This window comes from Escherichia sp. WS338 (assembly GCF_046486405.1).
Taxonomy (GTDB): Bacteria; Pseudomonadota; Gammaproteobacteria; order Enterobacterales; family Enterobacteriaceae; genus Escherichia; species Escherichia coli.
In genome coordinates this window covers 39,586-57,698 of sequence record NZ_JBJQLL010000021.1, presented here as the reverse complement: position 1 = coordinate 57,698, position 18,113 = coordinate 39,586, and the positions used below count along the sequence as shown (strand labels likewise).

At 53.4% G+C, this 18,113-nt stretch carries 13 protein-coding genes, 3 tRNA genes and 2 pseudogenes; 3 read left to right on the top strand and 15 right to left on the bottom strand.

Annotated elements, in window-relative coordinates; translation table 11 throughout:
- Positions 1-86: 86 nt before the first annotated feature.
- The 13 genes and pseudogenes from ACJHWT_RS17745 to ACJHWT_RS17685 form a co-directional block, all read right to left on the bottom strand.
- Entirely contained in the window at positions 87-530 is a 444-nt protein-coding gene (locus ACJHWT_RS17745; protein WP_050488182.1) for a hypothetical protein, read from the bottom strand.
- A gap of 15 nt (positions 531-545) precedes the next feature.
- The gene (locus ACJHWT_RS17740) at positions 546-1,199 is read right to left on the bottom strand and encodes an N-acetylmuramoyl-L-alanine amidase (RefSeq protein ID WP_021525705.1); all 654 of its coding nucleotides are present in this window, start codon (positions 1,197-1,199) and stop codon (positions 546-548) included.
- 32 nt (positions 1,200-1,231) lie between these two features.
- Positions 1,232-3,712: a type VI secretion system Vgr family protein gene (locus ACJHWT_RS17735; RefSeq protein WP_001318015.1), complete on the bottom strand. Its 2,481-nt coding sequence runs from the start codon at positions 3,710-3,712 to the stop codon at positions 1,232-1,234.
- Between the two features lie 11 nt (positions 3,713-3,723).
- Positions 3,724-6,349: pseudogene (gene tssH / locus ACJHWT_RS17730) on the bottom strand (type VI secretion system ATPase TssH).
- Between the two features lie 191 nt (positions 6,350-6,540).
- A complete protein-coding gene (locus ACJHWT_RS17725) occupies positions 6,541-7,032 on the bottom strand; it encodes an Hcp family type VI secretion system effector (RefSeq protein ID WP_000997073.1) in 492 nt (163 codons plus the stop codon).
- A gap of 57 nt (positions 7,033-7,089) precedes the next feature.
- A complete protein-coding gene (locus ACJHWT_RS17720; RefSeq protein ID WP_001246519.1) occupies positions 7,090-8,742 on the bottom strand; it encodes an OmpA family protein in 1,653 nt (550 codons plus the stop codon).
- Positions 8,743-8,754: 12 nt separating this feature from the next.
- Positions 8,755-9,420 (bottom strand): type VI secretion system protein TssL, short form, encoded by a 666-nt coding sequence (tssL, locus tag ACJHWT_RS17715; RefSeq protein ID WP_410232345.1) that lies wholly within the window; start codon positions 9,418-9,420, stop codon positions 8,755-8,757.
- Positions 9,417-10,754, bottom strand: coding sequence for a type VI secretion system baseplate subunit TssK (tssK, locus tag ACJHWT_RS17710; RefSeq protein ID WP_000686690.1), 1,338 nt, complete (start codon positions 10,752-10,754; stop codon positions 9,417-9,419). Before tssK ends, tssL begins: the two co-directional genes overlap by 4 nt.
- A 19-nt stretch (positions 10,755-10,773) precedes the next feature.
- The gene (gene tssC, locus ACJHWT_RS17705) at positions 10,774-12,312 is read right to left on the bottom strand and encodes a type VI secretion system contractile sheath large subunit (RefSeq protein WP_001318014.1); all 1,539 of its coding nucleotides are present in this window, start codon (positions 12,310-12,312) and stop codon (positions 10,774-10,776) included.
- A gap of 58 nt (positions 12,313-12,370) precedes the next feature.
- Positions 12,371-12,871, bottom strand: coding sequence for a type VI secretion system contractile sheath small subunit (gene tssB / locus ACJHWT_RS17700; RefSeq protein ID WP_001696093.1), 501 nt, complete (start codon positions 12,869-12,871; stop codon positions 12,371-12,373).
- Between the two features lie 631 nt (positions 12,872-13,502).
- Positions 13,503-13,579 (bottom strand) — tRNA-Met (locus ACJHWT_RS17695).
- Positions 13,580-13,612: 33 nt separating this feature from the next.
- Positions 13,613-13,689: transfer RNA gene (locus tag ACJHWT_RS17690), tRNA-Met, on the bottom strand.
- Positions 13,690-13,722: 33 nt separating this feature from the next.
- Positions 13,723-13,799 (bottom strand) — tRNA-Met (locus ACJHWT_RS17685).
- A gap of 208 nt (positions 13,800-14,007) precedes the next feature.
- On the opposite strand from ACJHWT_RS17685, the gene mltA reads away from it, so the two are divergent.
- From mltA to tcdA, 3 genes and pseudogenes are all read left to right on the top strand, one after another.
- Complete coding sequence (mltA, locus tag ACJHWT_RS17680; RefSeq protein ID WP_000678650.1) at positions 14,008-15,105, top strand: murein transglycosylase A; 1,098 nt, start codon at positions 14,008-14,010, stop codon at positions 15,103-15,105.
- A gap of 120 nt (positions 15,106-15,225) precedes the next feature.
- A pseudogene (locus tag ACJHWT_RS17675) lies at positions 15,226-15,456 on the top strand (3D domain-containing protein); the annotation flags it as partial.
- Positions 15,457-15,531: 75 nt separating this feature from the next.
- A complete protein-coding gene (gene tcdA, locus ACJHWT_RS17670) occupies positions 15,532-16,338 on the top strand; it encodes a tRNA cyclic N6-threonylcarbamoyladenosine(37) synthase TcdA (protein WP_000117724.1) in 807 nt (268 codons plus the stop codon).
- Between the two features lie 50 nt (positions 16,339-16,388).
- On the opposite strand, the gene csdE is transcribed toward tcdA, so the two are convergent.
- Positions 16,389-16,832, bottom strand: a complete 444-nt coding sequence (csdE, locus tag ACJHWT_RS17665) for a cysteine desulfurase sulfur acceptor subunit CsdE (RefSeq protein ID WP_000184260.1) — start codon at positions 16,830-16,832, stop codon at positions 16,389-16,391.
- Positions 16,832-18,037 carry a cysteine desulfurase CsdA gene (gene csdA / locus ACJHWT_RS17660; protein ID WP_001318012.1) on the bottom strand — a complete coding sequence of 402 codons (1,206 nt, stop codon included), beginning with the start codon at positions 18,035-18,037 and terminating at the stop codon, positions 16,832-16,834. Before csdA ends, csdE begins: the two co-directional genes overlap by 1 nt.
- Positions 18,038-18,113: the final 76 nt, after the last annotated feature.

Genomic DNA, 18,113 nt, shown 5'->3' with positions numbered 1-18,113 from the left:
GAAATATGAATACAATGAATCTCAAGGTGCTTGAACTATCTGATTAATTCACTTGTCCATAATGTTTTTGCTTTATTAACTGTGATTTACCTCATCCCATCATATGGTAATAAAAAGAAATTATCGCATGCTTTTTTATTGCATCCCCAGTAAATCTCTTTATCATTGCTCATCCACATTGCTGTTGCAGCAGCATTGATAACAAAACTCCATTCTATTCCGTCATACATTAGTCTCCCTCTAATTTCACAAGGTAACCAATAATACATTCTGTTTATTTCGCCATAATCATCATGCTTTATACTTAGATTGAATATGTCTATAATATCTCTAGAATTAAGCACCCAATGATTACACGCAGTAATAAGCACCTTATCTGATTGATTGGTACCTATATATATTGGTTTATTAATGTTTATTATCTCTATTTTTTCTTCGGAGTAACTATTTGAACAAAAAAAGAAATTAATTAACACTATAGAGATCAGCGCCTTCACCTTCTGTTTTATAACTAATTTTATCATGTTCATAAACATCCCTATCTTCTAACTCATAAATATTTTTATTATATCTACAAGTTTCTCAATTGATTTTTTTTGAGAGTCTGTAGCAGACTCCCATTTTTTATTTTTTTTATCATATAATGCAATAACCTCAATGCCAACACTGTCCATATTATATGGATATCTATAAGGATATTGTTTAATTTTTTCATGATCATGTATCTTCTTAGCATTCCATCCGAATGCCTCTATTTTCTTTTTTTCTTCAGACGACCATGTTTTTTCCTCCTTACATCGAGACTTTATCTTCCCCACATGGCTGGTATATACAAATAGGCTTGCAGCCTGGTATATATTACCATCTTTTTCAACAATAAAATGAGCTCCAATGCCTTTAGAAAAACTAGCAAGTGTACCATTTATTGTTGAAGAATCTGTTCTATGCAATATTATTGCATTAATTTTAGGCATGCGACCTTCTTCAAGTTCAGGGACTGTGTGTTTTATAATTCCAGCATTTCTTATATACCCCTCATGATCAATAAATACAACTGATACAGTACATTTTTCGTCTTCTTTTTTCTCTTCACTAAGTAATGTCTTTGTACGAAAAATACAGTGCTTTTTATGCTTGTCATAGATCAGCGGAGAAGGATTTTCTCTTTCCCCATTACTTAATATTACATTTTTGCTCATTTTTTTCTCTTTAATAATTAAGGGTGGTATTTTTAAACACCAAGTAAAATCTCAATTTCAATTTCTTCTTCTTTATCACTAAAAAATGTTTCGGTGCATCCCTCATCATCAGTGACACCTTCCTTTTTTGTTCCATCAATAAAATTGGCTATATACTTAACATTACGATATGGGATATTTTCGTCATCAAAAAATTTAAAACAGCGAGAATAGTCTCCACCCTCAATCACCGGAAACGCCATCAGCTCCGGCGTCAGCTTCGCCTTCGGCTTACGCCCATAATATCCCGCCTTAACGTTATATTCTCCCGGCGTTCCCGCTTCTATCCCACAGGCATCCAGCCGGATGTAGCTGCCACCGCCGTTAAGGGTGATCTTTTTCTTCGCCGTGATTTTAATTTCATCTTCGGTACTGGTAATGATGATTTCCTTCTTCGCCAACAGTTCCATCAAGTCGTTCTGCGCCTGCACCGAGATTGCGCCCTTATTGGCAAACAGCTTGATGCCCGCTTTACGCACAAACACGCTCAGCGCCTGTCCCACGCCGATAAACATATTTTTCACCACGCCGACATCGGCGTTGTTGCCTGCGTTGGCTATCACATTCTTTGCCGCCGCCAGTTGCAGGTGCTCGCCGCTGGCGATCGCCACGCCCTTGGGTGCGCTTAGCAGGATCGCAGCCTGGTTCAGATCTTTTACGCTCTGTTGCAACAACGCAATCTGCGATGACAGATCTGCCGGATCGGCATTCGCCGTCTGCGCATCAGTGGACAGAGACTTCATCTGTGACTGTGCGCCATTCAGTATCGCCATTGCAGGAGCCATTTCGCGCACCTGCCCCTGCGCATTATCCTGCGCATCGGCGCTGATAAAGATGCCTTTCTTTGCCCGCACCACGCCCCACATATCGGTACGCAGTTCAAAGCCTTCGCCGCGTTGCTGTTTCCCGGCATCCACCAGATGACCGAGGTTTAGCTGGCTCTTGCCGCCGTACTCGGTACTGACCTTGATATGTTCTTTGCCGCGCTCATCGTCGAGGCGGATTTTGTTGTTCGCCGGGGTTCTGAGGACGTTACGCTTATAGTTCTGAATGGTCACATGGTCAGTGTGTGCCGAGTCGTGTTTTACGCCTGCAATATAAGGTCGGTCCGGGTTGCCTTCCTCAAAGGCGATACTGACTTCCGTTCCCGCCAGCAGCGGCAGGTGCAGGCCGTAGGTGTCTCCCGCATACGGGCGCGACTGGCGTACCCACAGGCTTTCATAACCCGGTTTCCACGTATCGCGGTCAAAGTCGAGGTTGACCCGGTAGCGCCCGTCCTTGTCGATATGGGCATAAATATCGTTCTTCACCGTGCTGGTGACCCGCGCCGGGAGCGTGCCGCCCATTACGGGGCGGGGGATAAGCGCCGGGCGGTAGCCGTAGCGTTCTGAGTACGGGATGGCGGTAAACGTCAGTTCATAGCTGCGGTCACGCGCCGCGCTGGCCGTCACGCCGGTAATCAGCACGCCCTTGCGAAACACCGCTGGCGCATCGTCGCCCTGAACCCTGATTTCCAGCCCCGGCATCAGCAGTGAACTGGTGCTCTGGCCTTTGAGAATGGCCTGTTCATTCAGGTAGCGTTCGTGGCGGATACGGGCATAAAACGCGCCGCTTTCCGCTGCCTCTTTATCGCCTTTTTGCAGGAAGTTGTCGGCGTAGTGATAGGCTTCGCCGTAGGTGGTGTTATCGCCCCCGGTGGCGTCATGCTGCTCTGTCATCATCTCCGCTGTGGCGGTGCGGTAGTTGTAGTCCCGCGTGGTGACGCTTTTTTCCACCACGCTGTACGCGGTGTTCAGCCCCCATACGGCTTCCGTTTCACCATCAAACAGCCCTGAAGGATGGCGAAGCGGCAGCGTCAGCCCGCGCTCATAGCCGCTCTGGTCGTCATAAAACTCGACAACCTCAATTTTCAGCCGGGCGTCGGTGGCGAAGCGGAACCAGATGCCCACTTCCGACAGCAGGCGTGAAATAAACGTCAGGTCGTCCTCGCCATACTGCATCACCTGTTCGCGGGCCGGGTATTCGCTTTTGAGGTTAAACACGAAGTCCTGACCGCGCATCTGGTGCCGCTCGCGCAGGATTTTTTCGACGATTTGCGGCACCGTCAGATTCTGGTAGATGGCATTCTGGCGGCTGCGGGCCAGCAGCGCCATACGCGGCTCCAGCCGTACTTCGTAACGGGCTTCGTCCTGTGACGATGAGAGATGTTTAAAGCCGGTAATGACGCCGTGCAGGGTGCGCAGGGCAGTCTGTACCGGCATTCCCTGTACCGGCGGTGCCGTCAGGCTGAATGCGCCATCCTGCATCAGCACCGACTCCGGCGCGATGGCTTTATCGCTGCTGGTAAACTGAATGTCGTAGCGGAACGGGGTACTCAGTTGCTCGCGGCCTTCAAAGGTCAGCACATCCACCGGACTTTGCAGGCCGCGAATTTTGAGCTTGTGGTGTGCGTGGTCGAAGAACTGTACGTTCATAAGAGCCTCCATTATTTCTCATCAAATTCCAGCACAATGCCGTCTTCCTTATCCCAGCCAAGCCGCAGTCGGGCAGGCTTATGATGCACGGCCTGCTGCGCCAGCAACTGCTGGCTTAATACCGGCAGGATTTGCTGGTTCAGCAGGCTGTCGATATTACGCGCCCCAGTGTCCGGCAGCAGGCAGGCGGCGGTCAGGGCGTCGTACAGGCTGTCGTTGATTTCCGTTTCCAGCCCATAGTGCTGACGAAGACGACGAACCACCTGCGCCAGTTTCATTTCCACAATGGCGCGCATCGCTTCCTGTCCCAGCGGGCGGTAAATCACCGTCTGAAAACGCGCCATCAGTGCAGGCTGAAAATGGTCTCGCAGAAGGGGATACAGCAGTTCATGCAGGTCTGCGTCCGTGGCGTCCGGTTTTTCCTCCAGCAGTTGCATGATGTGGTCGCTGCCCAGATTAGCCGTCATCAGAATCACGGTGTTGCGGAAGTCAATTTCCCGGCCTTCGCCGTCGCGCATAAAGCCCCGGTCAAATACCTGATAGAACAGGTTCATTACGTCGCGGTGCGCCTTTTCCACTTCGTCGAGCAACACCACGCTGTACGGGCGTTTGCGAACGGCTTTGGTAAGTACGCCGCCCTGACCGTAGCCAACGTAGCCCGGAGGAGACCCCTTAAGCTGGGAGACGGTATGCGGCTCCTGATATTCGGAGAGGTTGATGGTGATAAGAGATTTTTCACCGCCAAACAGGGTGTCGGCCAGTGTGAGCGCAGTTTCGGTTTTACCGGTGCCGCTGGGGCCGGTCAGCAGGAATACCCCCTGTGGGCCGTTCTCCGGCGTGAGGCCGGTTTTAGCCGCCCGCAACCGCTGTGCGATGGCGCAGAGCGCCGGGCGTTGCCCGACAACGCGGTTTTCAAGGCTCTGTTCCATACTGAGCAGGTAGCTCTGCTCGTCCTTGAGCAGGGAAGAGAGCGGGATGCCAGTCCAGTCCGCCACCACCGTGGCGACGGCGCGGGCGTCCACATCCAGCGCCAGCAGCGGTGCAAAGCCCTGATGCGTCCGCAGTTGCTGTTGCAGTTCAGAGCTGTCTGTTCCTTCCTGACGCAACGTCATAATCTGCTGCACCAGTGCCTTTTCCTGCTGATACTGCGCTTCCAGATGCCCGGCTTCTGCCTGCAGCTCATCACGCAAATCGGTCAGTTCTGCCAGCCGCTCCGGGCTGGTTTCGGGATAAAACACGAATCGCCTCCCGCTCGATATCTAGCGCCGCCAGTCGCGCATGAAGCTGCGTCAGCGGCTCCGGCAGGGTGTCGAGGCTCATGCGGACTCTTGCTCCGGCGGTATCCAGCAAATCAACCGCCTTGTCCGGCAGCTGGCGTCCGGTCAGATAGCGGCGCGACAGGCGCACGGCGGTCTGAATGGCGCTGTCCAGCATATGCACGCCGTGGTGCTGTGCATAACGGGCCTTCAGTCCCCGCAGCATCAGACAGGCGGTGTCATCATCCGGCTCGTCAACCTTAACCATCTGGAAGCGGCGCTCCAGCGCGGCGTCGCGCTCAAAATACTGTTTGTATTCGCTCCACGTGGTCGCCGCGATGGTGCGCAGTTCGCCCCTTGCCAGTGCCGGTTTCAGCAGGTTCGCCGCATCCGCGCCGCCAGCCTGGTTACCCGCGCCGATAATGGTATGGGCTTCATCAATAAACAGCAGTACCGGCTCCGGCGATTTCTGTGCTGCATCAATCACGTTTTTCAGTCGCTGCTCAAATTCACCTTTAACACCCGCGCCAGCCTGTAACAGACCGAGGTCCAGCGTGCGGATATGCACCGTTTTCAGGCTGTCGGGCACGTTGCCTTCGGCGATACGCAGCGCCAGCCCTTCCACCAGTGCGGTTTTGCCCACCCCCGGTTCTCCCACCAGAATCGGGTTGTTTTTGCGGCGACGGGAGAGGATATCGACCATCTGGCGAATTTCGGTGTCGCGCCCGAATACTGGGTCGATTCGCCCGCTACGGGCTTTTTCCGTCACGTCTTCGGTAAAGCGGTTAAGCACCGCCAGCAGGGCGTCATCCTGTTTCCCCGTCAGCGTTTTTGCCGGTACGTCCGTCGTTGCCGACTCTGGTTGCGCGGATGTCAGCGGTTCGGTGACCTGTGGCTGACGTGCCGGACATTCATCCGACTGCGCATCCAGCAGGGGATGCAGCCGCTCAAGCTGCACGCGGCTCAGACTCAGCAATACCCACAGGTCATTACAGGCGGGCAGCATCGGTTTTTCTGTCAGCGCCATCAGCAGGTGCTGGCTGCGGATTTGTGGATCGTCACCTTCCAGTGACGCTATCAGCCACGCCTGTCTGATAAGCGCTGCCAGCGGTTCAGAAAGTTGAGGACGTTCGCGGACCGAGCGGGGTAAGGTGTCCAGATGCGCCAGCAGAGACTGCCAGAGCGTGTCGATATCCCATTCATAGCGACGGGCAATCACCGTGATATCGCCTTCTCCCTGCTCCAGCAGTTTCAGCAGCCAGTGTTCAATGGTTATCTCCGCATGGGCGCGGGTCTGACACAGTGAGGCGGCAGCGTCCAACGCCCGTGCACAGTATGGGTTAAGGCGACGCAGCAGCGCGGCGGGGTGATTTCCTGTCATAGAAGGGTTTCCTTATCGTGTTCTGTATTCCTGCGATCCGCGTTCAGGCACGCTACCGCCCATAGCCGTTACCTCACACAGGCCCATCAGGTTTCACCAGATTGTGGGTATGCTTTGCTCAGTACCGGTGCCTGCGGCACTGGACAAAGCACACAACAAAAAGGCAGACAGTTTCCTGTCTGCCGCAGTTATCAGGCGGAAGGACGCTCATTCCACGAGTCGGAATGAATGATGTTGCCGTCTTTGTAAGTCCAGGTGATTTTCTCGTAGCGGAACTCAATACGTTCCAGGTGGTTATGCTTCTCTCTGGAAGGATCCTTGATGTCGTGCATCAGCGGAGCGACTCTGACCAGCTTGACGTTATCCAGCGTGGTGTTGAAGTACTCCACTTCCTGACCGGCATCGTTGATGCGGTAGAATTTAAACTCCGCCGTTTTCAGGGTCTGGCCGGTGGTCACGGCCTTGTAGAGATACGGGCTGGACGCATCGATTTCTTTGGTAAACGTAAAGGGCTTGTGAGTACGGGTACCGGTCAGTTTGCCGGTGTTGTTGTCGGTCGGGATGTACACATCGTGATCCAGCGCCACCACTTCGATGCTGCCTTCGCGCCCCTGAACGTCCACGGAACCTTTGATATCCGCGCCGCCGTCATCTTTCAGCCAGAGATAAGCAGGAATAGCCATGAGAATTACTCTCCTTGTTAGTGTGATTGAAGCACCGCCTTCTTCCGGCGGTATGTTTTATTTCACGTCCTGACAGGCGTCAGAACGCGGAACAAGACTGATTTCGACGCGCCGGTTGACTGCCCGGCCCTGTGGCGTATCGTTGGTCGCCGCAGGCTGGCTCTCGCCCAGTCCCTGTACGGCAAAACAGGTGGCCGGGATGTCGCTGGTCTGCAGCATCCAGTTGCGCACCGCTTCGGCGCGTCGCAGCGATAACTGCTGATTGCTTTTTTCATCGCCGGTGGCGTCGGTATATCCGGCCACGAGGATAAGCCAGCCCGGTTTTGCCCGGATATTCACCAGTGCGTCCACCAGCACTTTTGTCGAGCCGTCTTTCAGGCGGGCCTGTCCGACGTCAAACAGCGACATACTGTCAAGACGCACGGTCTGCGCCTGAAGCGAAGCCGTCACTTCCATTTTTTGCTCAGGCGGACGCCAGTCGCGAATGGTGCGTAATACCGGCTGGCGGATGCGTTCGCCGGGGTATAACCCCAGACCGAGGCGCAGTGGTTCTCCTTCCCGGTAATACCCATCGAGCATGGTCGCATCGTCTTTCAGCACCGACAGGTGACGGGCTTTGGTGATAAATTCCTCCACCGGGACGGCATAAAACCGGTGCAGATCGTCACCGACCTGCCGTAATAACTGGCGATTTGCCGTGGCTGACAGGCACAGCGCGGCGATACCCGCCACGGTGGTGACGCCCAGCATGGTCACGCAGGCCCGTCGCAGCGGGGTAAAGCCCGACTGACGCGGCAACCGCCGTAACAGGGCATCCGGGAATGGCAGCGCATCGTCTGTGCCGGTGTCCGCGATATCCGGCGTCAGGCCGGTTCTGGCGGTGATCCACAACTGCCATAGGTTGTTATCCACCGCAGGCAACGAGGGGACCAGCCCCACGGCCATCGCCAGTGGTGGACATTTCGCCTCCGGGCCGTTCAGTTCCGCCAGCACATTCAGATCCAGCCATTGCATCAGGCTTTCGGCTTTCAGCAGATAAGAGAGTCGCTGACTGCGTTCCTGTGCGCCGGATTGTGCAATCCACTGCGCGGGCATGGTGGTCTCTGCGGATGTTGCTACCTGAACTTCGCCGCCGGTACAGATAAACCACGGTGAATTCGCTCTCTCCGGCAACGGCGAGCCGGACAGCCCGCTCCAGAGAAGCCAGGGTACGTTTACGCCCGCCCGGCGACGCACTATCGCCATACTGTGAGCGAACCGTCGCAGCCGTCCGGCCAGAACCGCCACATCCCGGTGTATGCTGGGCATGATGGTATACGCCACGGCAAGCTGCGATGCCCACGCCGGGCGAAGGGTCAGCAATCGCTCCACCTGCGCCACAAGCTGTTCTTCATCAGGAACATGCAGATACAGCCCTTCTGAAACCTGGCGGACCGGGCTGTCAGTGAACAGGTGCGCCGACATATCACCACAGACCAGCACTACCGGCTGTCGGTAGGTTTCCGGCGGCAGCGATGACAACCCGGCATCGCCGGTCATCTCCGTCCACGCCTGCCTGCGCCGGTAAATCAACAACGCAGCAACCGCCAGAACGATAGCCGCCGCACCGGCCCATCTCAGCACGCCAGACGGACTGATAAACACCGACCACAGCACCAGCAGTAACACCATTCCCCACAGCACGATGGCCTGTTTCAGCGTGTTCCTCACTCACGACTCCCTTTAACGCAGGCTTTGCGGCAGCAGTTCATCCACCAGTACATTCAGCCAGTGGTGTAGCCCCCACCAGACGCCCGCCAGTAGCAGCGCCAGTGTTACCAGCCAGAAAAACGGCGAATGCAGCAAAGGGTGCTGACGGGTGGATAACGGCACGTTCAGTACCGCCGTTTCCGGCAGCACACCAAATGGCGCGACCTGCCCGTTGAGCGTCGAAATAAGCTGGTCGCGCTCCGGGGCTGCCGGATCCTGATAACGCCCGCGAAATCCCAGCAGCAGGACACGGTGAAAGCAGGTCAGCACGGCCTGCGCGGGGGCGGGCTCCTGTAGCACCTGCTTCATCCGCTCGTACAGCAGCTCACCGGCCTGCAGGGTGTTGAAGAAATGCGACTGGAGTGGGTTTTTCATCCAGATGGCCTGATCGTCGTCCATGCCACTACGGCTGAGCACTGTTTCGTCCAGCAGGGCGCACTGCGCGTAAGTTATGTGCTCCACGTTCTCCCGACTGAATCCGGCATCTTTCAGACGTTCGCGGACCAGTTCCACCTGCCGCTGACAGTGGCGATACAGCTCGATACCGTGACGCACGGTGGTTCCCTGACGCAGTTCCACCACCGTCAGAAACGTGTCGCGCAGCAGCGCATCGATATTGATATCCATATCTTTTTTCATGTGCGCAGCACCGCAAACAGTTCAGGTTTCAGGTCGCCCATGGTTCCCGGCGCATAAATCATGCAGCTCCCGGACTCCAGCATCGATTTAGCCGCGTCACTGTGCATATCCAGCGCAAAATACTGGTTCTCCAGCCGCAGCGGCAGCGCCGCCGGAACCGAGGTAAGCGGCACCAGTGGAACACCGTTCAGCGCCACGTTGATAAGCAGCGTGACGTCATCGGGCGCACCGATTTTGCAGACCAGCGGTAGCTGATGCAGTACCTGATGCGCAGGCAGTGAGGAACGAACGGACAGATAAAAATCGGCCTCTTCCCGCAGGCGCGGATCGTGCAGGTCGGCTTTCCAGCGGTTGCCCGGCAGGGACGCCAGATCCAGCGCGATCACCCGTGACGGCAGGCTGGCTTCCAGCAGCTCGCTGAGCAGGGAGAACAGGGGCGGAAAGACGGTGGACGGCGATTCGTGGACATAGGGCGGAACGGCGCTGACGTTATGCTCAAGGGAAAACGTCAGCAGCGCACCGGCAAGCCTCGCCAGCTCCCGCCAGACCAGTTCGGGGTGGACAGCCGGGTAGCGCAGGAAATCGCTCAGCACCGGCTCGGCGGAATTCAGCGCGTTAAGCAGCCAGAACAGGGAGACATCGGCGACGGCAAAGTCCGCCATACGCTGGTTGCTTTCCCGGCGCATCGCCATCAGACGCTGGCACTTCGCCCGTAGCTGCAACAGCAATGTGTCCAGACGCTGTACCAGCCCGTCATGGGCGTTAAACGCCAGTAACGGCGGAATATAGCTCTCATCCTGTGTCCAGTTGCCCTGAACATCCCGCACCAGACGCGCCAGTGGGCAGGTGATGTAATCCTGATTGTTATCATGAGCAAAGCGCAGGGACAGTGCATGGCGCTCAACGGCCATATCTTCACTGTCACTGCCGTAGATATCCTGCACCTTTTGCCATTCCTGACGATAGCGCAGCGGCCTTTCAGCCTGCTCGCCCTGACCGAGATTACCGCCGTTACCATGCGCAAGCGGCAGCGCCAGCAAAACAATCGCGCTGCCGCCCTCCAGCGTGCGCAGGTCACAGGCAGGCGGCAGAATATCCGCCACGTCTGAATCGATCAGCGTGCCATCAGCAAAACGCAGGCGTACTGCCTGCGTTTTCAGCTTTCCGGGCGTCAGGGCATCCCGGTCAAAGAGCACGTTTGCGATCCCCCACGGATGGCGAATACAAAGCTGCGCAATGCTGTCATTGCTGAACGCTTCCCAGCGGGCCTGCTGCTGAAACTGCTGAGAAGACAGGAATGTCCCCTCAGCCCACAGTGGTCGACAAATTTTCATACATCACACCACCGCCCGATCAGGCTTTTGCTTTTGGCATCTGGGAAACCAGAGAAAGGTTGATATCCATCCCTTCAATCTGGAAATGCGGCACGGCAAAGAGTCTGACGCGGAAGAAGCCCGGATTGTCCTCTATGTCCTCGACGATAACTTTCCCGTCGCGCAGTGGATGCGAAGCCTGAAGTTCATCGCCTGGATCGGTCATTTCCGTCACCAGCGTGCGGATCCAGGTGTTAAGCTCCAGTTCCAGCACGCGGCGGTCTTTGGTAGTGCCGATATTCTCGCGCTGAATAATTTTCAGGTAGTGAGCAATGCGGGACAGCAGGAAGATATAGGGCAAACGGGCATTGATACGGCTGTTGGCGGTGGCGTCAGCGGTATCGTACAACGCCGGTTTCTGGGCGGAGTTTGCCGAGAAAAAGCAGGCGTAATCGCGGTTTTTGTAATAAGAGAGTGGAATAAAGCCAAGGTTGGCGAACTCAAACTCGCGGGTTTCCGGGATCATCACTTCGGACGGAATTTTGACCTGATTGCCGGTGCCAAGATCGTAAAGATGGATGGGCAGATCGGCCACTGCGCCGCCCGCCTGTGGGCCACGGATCTGCACGCACCAGCCATTATTCACAAAGCTCTTCACCATATTGGCGGCAAAGGCGAACGAGGCGTTTGTCCACAGGTATTTTTCGTGATCCGGGCCTTTGACTTCTTCCACATAGTTAAAGCTGCGTACCGGCACCGTGTCCGGCCCATAGGGCAGACGGCCCAGCACGCGCGGCATCACTAATCCCACATAGCGGCTGTCATCCGTATCGCGGAACGACTTCCATTTAATATATTCTGCGCGGTCAAAGTAGTTGCCGATATCTTTAATCGCGGCGACTTCTTCCATCGAATTTTTAAGGAAGAATTTCGGTCCGACAGAACCGATAAAAGGCATATGGGAAGCGGCAGACACTCTGGAAATATTACGCAGCAGGGCAATATCCTGCGGGCTGTTATCAAATTCATAGCTGGATATTAATGAGGCTACAGGTTCGCCACCCGGCGTATCGTACTCCTGAATGTATGTATGACGATATAAACCACTTTGAATGATTTCCGGAGAATCATCAAAGTCCTGCCGCAGATGTTCTTTACTGATATCCAGCAGTTCAATTTTGACATTTTTGCGAAAATCAGTGCGCTGTACGACGAACCATGTGCCGCGCCACAGCGACTCGACTTTCTGGAATTCAGGGTGGTGCATGACCGCATCAAGCTGTTTACTGATTTTCTGATCCAGATCGTCGATATGAAAATCCAGCAGGCTCTTGTCGAGCTTGACCACGTCCTCGTCTGATTTCGCCAGACAGGAAAGCAGAACGTGAATCGCTGCTGTCACGCGCTCATCGGGTGAGGCATCAGCCAGCGTTTCGCTGTTTTGCCATAAATCGATTTCCTGAATGGAAGAGACCGGGGTTAAATTAATTTTATCGAACAGGGACTGATAAACGCCGCCGGACTCAGTGGTGGTGAGTGTTGCAGTTTCAGAGGTGGCATGTTCTTGTTGTACAGACATCAGCATTTCCTTTTCAGTGATCCTTTCTTCTCCGGTTTAACCTGAATACGCGTTCGGGTTAAACGTTCTCCTGCGGCGCAATTTTCGCCAGTTCATCACGCAGTTCTGAACTGAGCGTCGGGTCTTTCAGGATATTTTCCAGTTCACGGCGAAACGTTGCGTTATCCAGCAGATTGGATTTCAGGTCACGTAGTAAATTGCGCATAGCGAGTAATACACGAAGTTGCGGAATATTTTTTGCTACCTGTTCGGGTTCAAAATCCTTCAGGCTTTTAAATTCAAGCGCGATATTTTGTTCATTACCGTTTCCGTTTAGCGTATCTTCTACTGTTAAATTAACCGCAGGCGAAAACTCAGCCATGACGCTGTTGAAGTTGTTTTTATTGATATCAACCTTGCCCCGTTCGGACAGCGGACGTTGCTCTTTTCCGTTACTGTAATCGCCTACGGCAAGAAGCTTGAGGGGGAGTTCAACTTTCTTTTTTGCATTGCCTGTATGCAGATCAAGCTTGATATTTACACGAGCGGCGGGAACTTCATTCTGGAAACTGTCGGCCATATCCTTTTCCTCATCATCCACTTTTTCTGATGGTTATTGACATAATTATATTCAGGGGATTATCGGATGATTTAAATAAAAAGCAATGATGAGGAAAATATACAAATAAATAATGTATTTTTCAGGGGAATAGATACAGTTGTATCATTTTAGATATTGCTTGGCCTCTTGATTATTTTTCGGAAGAGGGCGGCATTATCTGGTGAGAGAATTTGGCATGAAACTTAAAATAATAACAGGATAAGCTTCACAAATTTGCACTTTTAAGAAATTGGGTAGTATGAGAGTCTATTAAGATATTCATTAAACTTATTGTCCGGGCTTTCACAAAAAATTATTAATTTTTCTACTAATTAAAAAGTTGTGTGCTTTTTGTACAATGATTATATAAGCGTAGCACCCTGTTGTGATATTGAAATGTTAACATAACCAAAATAAATTGATTTATAGAATATATAAAATTCATTAATGGGGTATATGTTTAATATATAAATAAGATGGATGGCTTTGATGGAGGGATATTAACGGTTTACTCATTGTCTCAGGCTTCACTGAAACGGGTAAGGAAGCGTAAAAACGAAAAAACCGCAAGCCAATAGTAGCTTTGCGGTTTGTCAGCATTCTAATAAATTGGTTGCGGGGGCCGGATTTGAACCGACGACCTTCGGGTTATGAGCCCGACGAGCTACCAGGCTGCTCCACCCCGCGTCACCGTACTGCTTTACTTCATCAAATTTTGATTGGTTGCGGGGGCCGGATTTGAACCGACGACCTTCGGGTTATGAGCCCGACGAGCTACCAGGCTGCTCCACCCCGCGTCACCGTACTGCTTTACTTCATCAAATTTTAATTGGTTGCGGGGGCCGGATTTGAACCGACGACCTTCGGGTTATGAGCCCGACGAGCTACCAGGCTGCTCCACCCCGCGTCCGTGGATGCGCACTATACTCTGCTCGCGTTTTCATGCAACCTTTTTTTTACCCCGATCACGGATTTGGCATGATTTTGAACAAAAACAAATCACTAAAGCCTATTTTTTGTGCAAAATTTGCGTCAGGGAGAGGCTGCTCATTTCATTAAACGCGGTGGTTTGTTATCTTCGTTGCGCCTTATTTTTTAACCTGAAGAAGAGAACAATGAAAGGACGTTGGGTAAAGTACCTTCTTATGGGCACGGTTGTGGCAATGCTTGCCGCCTGCTCTTCCAAACCAACCGATCGCGGACAGCAATATAAAGACGGGAAATTTACCCAGCCTTTCTCTCTGGTGAACCAGCCAGATGCCGTTGGCGCGCCGATTAATGCCGGTGATTTTGCCGAGCAAATTAACCATATCCGTAATTCGTCACCGCGTCTGTATGGCAACCAGAGTAATGTTTATAACGCGGTGCAAGAGTGGCTGCGCGCAGGCGGTGATACCCGCAATATGCGCCAGTTCGGCATTGATGCCTGGCAGATGGAAGGTGTCGACAACTATGGTAACGTGCAGTTTACAGGCTATTACACGCCGGTAATTCAGGCGCGCCATACCCGTCAGGGCGAGTTCCAGTATCCGATTTATCGTATGCCGCCAAAACGTGGTCGTCTGCCGTCTCGTGCGGAGATCTACGCAGGAGCGCTGAGTGATAAATATATTCTCGCTTACAGTAACTCCCTGATGGATAACTTCATTATGGATGTGCAGGGTAGCGGGTATATCGACTTTGGTGATGGCAGTCCGCTTAACTTTTTCAGCTATGCAGGGAAAAACGGTCATGCCTATCGCAGCATTGGTAAGGTGTTGATCGACCGTGGCGAAGTGAAAAAAGAAGATATGTCGATGCAGGCGATTCGTCACTGGGGCGAAACACACAGTGAAGCGGAGGTTCGCGAGCTGCTGGAACAGAACCCGTCTTTCGTCTTCTTTAAACCGCAATCTTTTGCACCGGTGAAAGGGGCAAGTGCGGTGCCGCTGGTTGGCCGTGCTTCTGTTGCCTCCGATCGTTCAATTATTCCGCCAGGTACTACCTTACTGGCAGAAGTGCCGCTGCTGGATAATAACGGCAAATTTAACGGTCAGTATGAACTGCGTCTGATGGTGGCGCTGGATGTCGGTGGCGCAATCAAAGGCCAACACTTCGATATCTATCAAGGGATCGGGCCGGAAGCCGGGCACCGCGCAGGTTGGTACAACCACTATGGACGTGTCTGGGTGCTGAAAACGGCTCCGGGCGCAGGTAACGTCTTTAGCGGCTGATGTGATATTCTGTATACCGTTTTGACGGATACGACAGGGTGAGGGGTAACCTCACATCCTGATTATTGACTAAGTGCGCGTTGTTCATGCCGGATGCGGCGTGAACGCCTTATCCGGCCTACAAATCTGGCAGAAGTGCCGCTGCTGGATAATAACGGCAAATTTAACGGTCAGTACGAATTGCGTCTGATGGTGGCGCTGGATGTCAGTGGCGCAATCAAAGGCCAACACTTCGATATCTATCAAGGGATCGGGCCGGAAGCCGGACACCGCGCAGGTTGGTACAACCACTATGGACGTGTCTGGGTGCTGAAAACGGCTCCGGGCGCAGGTAACGTCTTTAGCGGCTGATGTGATATTCTGTATGCCGTTTTTACGGATACGACAGGGTGAGGGATAACCTCGCCCTTTTTATTCTGAGGTGCTATGTCTGTGGTAATTAGTGATGCATGGCGTCAGCGTTTTGGTGGCACAGCGCGTCTGTATGGTGAAAAAGCGTTGCAACTGTTTGCTGACGCGCATATTTGTGTGGTTGGTATCGGTGGTGTCGGTTCCTGGGCGGCGGAAGCGCTGGCGCGCACGGGGATTGGCGCAATCACGCTTATCGATATGGATGATGTGTGCGTCACCAATACCAATCGGCAAATTCATGCCCTGCGCGATAACGTTGGGCTGGCAAAAGCGGAAGTCATGGCGGAACGTATTCGCCAGATTAACCCGGAGTGCCGTGTAACGGTGGTGGATGATTTCGTGACGCCGGATAACGTAGCGCAATATATGAGTGCCGGTTATTCGTACGTGATTGATGCCATTGATAGTGTACGGCCCAAAGCGGCGCTGATTGCTTATTGTCGGCGCAATAAAATCCCGCTGGTCACGACCGGTGGCGCGGGTGGGCAGATTGACCCGACGCAGATTCAGGTTACCGATCTGGCGAAAACGATTCAGGACCCGCTGGCGGCGAAGTTGCGCGAGCGCCTGAAAAGCGATTTTGGCGTAGTGAAAAACAGTAAAGGTAAGCTCGGCGTGGATTGCGTGTTTTCTACTGAAGCGCTGGTGTACCCGCAGTCAGACGGTACGGTGTGTGCGATGAAAGCCACGGCAGAAGGGCCGAAGCGGATGGATTGTGCATCTGGATTTGGCGCGGCAACGATGGTGACCGCCACCTTTGGGTTTGTTGCGGTTTCTCATGCGCTGAAGAAGATGATGGCGAAAGCGGCGCGTCAGGGGTAAACAATCAGGTCGGATGCGACGCGAACGTCTTATCCGACCTGGTTCTGTGCTTAAACCTGCTTCGCCGCAGCGATAATCGCCTCGCTTAACGCATTCAACCCCTGGCTGCGTGAGGCGCTAAGCTGCGCACGTAATCCCAGCTCATCAAACAATGCCAGTGGTGACTGTGCCTGCAACTCGGCGGCGGTTTTCCCCTCAACGGCAGTCAACAGCACCGCCAGCAGGCCGCGCACTATACGTCCTTCGCTGTCGCCAAAGAAGTGCATTTTACCGTTTTCAGCCACGGTATATCCCAGCCAGACGCGGTTTTCGCATCCGGCAATCTCTTTAGCCTGCGCTTTTAACTCGTCTGGCAAAGCCGGAAGCTGTTTCCCCAGCATGATCAACTGGCGATATTTATCTTCCCATTGCGTCAACGGTGCGAAGGTATTGCGTAACGTTTCTGCGGTTACGGTTGTGCCGAACGGATGTCCAGCGAATTGCGGGTTCGTCATTAATCCACCAATAATTCCAGCGCGCGGTCAACGGCATTCACCAGCGCATCCACATCACTCTTTGTATTATATGGCGCAAAAGAGGCGCGCAGTGTGCCGGTTACGCCTAATTCTGCCAGTAGCGGCTGAGCGCAATGTTGCCCGGCCCGCAAGGCAATACCGTACTCCGCCAGCAGCGTCACCATATCGCTGTGATGAACGCCAGCAAAATCAAAGGCCAGCAGGCTGGAATCCTGGCAGCGAAATGAGCGGAAGCCAGGACGTTTTGCCAGCGCATCTTCCGCCAGCGTTGCTAAGCTACGGCTCCAGCTTTCGGCCTGGTTGATATCGTAATCTGCCAGCCATTCCAGCGCCGCGCTTAATCCTATGACACCAGCGACATTTGGCGTTCCAGCTTCCAGTTTCCACGGCGCAGATTGAGTCGTGAAGCCGTCAAAACTCACTTCGTGAACCATTTTGCCGCCGCCCAGCCAGGGCGACATCGCTTCCAGCAGTTCTGATTTGCCATACAGCACGCCGATACCTGTCGGGCCATACAGTTTGTGACCTGAAAAAGCATAGAAATCAATATCCAGTTGCTGAACATCCGCGGGGAAATGCACCGCCCCCTGAGCACCATCAACCATTACCACCATCCCGGCTGAATGAGCAAAGGTAATCGCTCGCGCCAGATCCGGGCAACCGCCAGTGACGTTCGACATTTGTCCCAGAGCAAGAATTCGACTACGAGGTGTGATCAGTTCTGGCAACAAATCGACATCCGGCAGTCGCTGCGCATTAAGCGGCAATTTCACCACTTTGGCTCCAGTTTGTTGGGCGACCATCAGCCAGGGGACGAGGTTGGCGTGGTGTTCTGCCACGCTGACAATAATCTCATCGCCCGGTTGCAGATGCGGACGCGCATAGCATTGCGCCACCATGTTGATGGATTCAGTGGTGCCGCGCGTCCAGACGATAGTTTTGTCATCTGGTGCATTCAGTAATTGCGCCACTTTCTCCCGTGCAGCTTCATAACGCGCGGTCAGGCGTTGGGCTTCGGCAAACTGGCTGCGATGGACGTTTCCGGCGCTCAGGCTATAAAACTGTCGGGTGGCTTCAACCACGGCTTCAGGTTTAAGCGTGGTCGCGGCGCTGTCGAGATAGACGCCCGCATCCTGTAGCGCGGGAAACTGGGCGCGAAACTGCGCGGGATTAAAAACGTTCATGGTACTCCTCGGCTTGATGCACCGATCGTGACGCAAAATTCACTTTGATACAAGGAGAGTGCTAACCATCAGAATT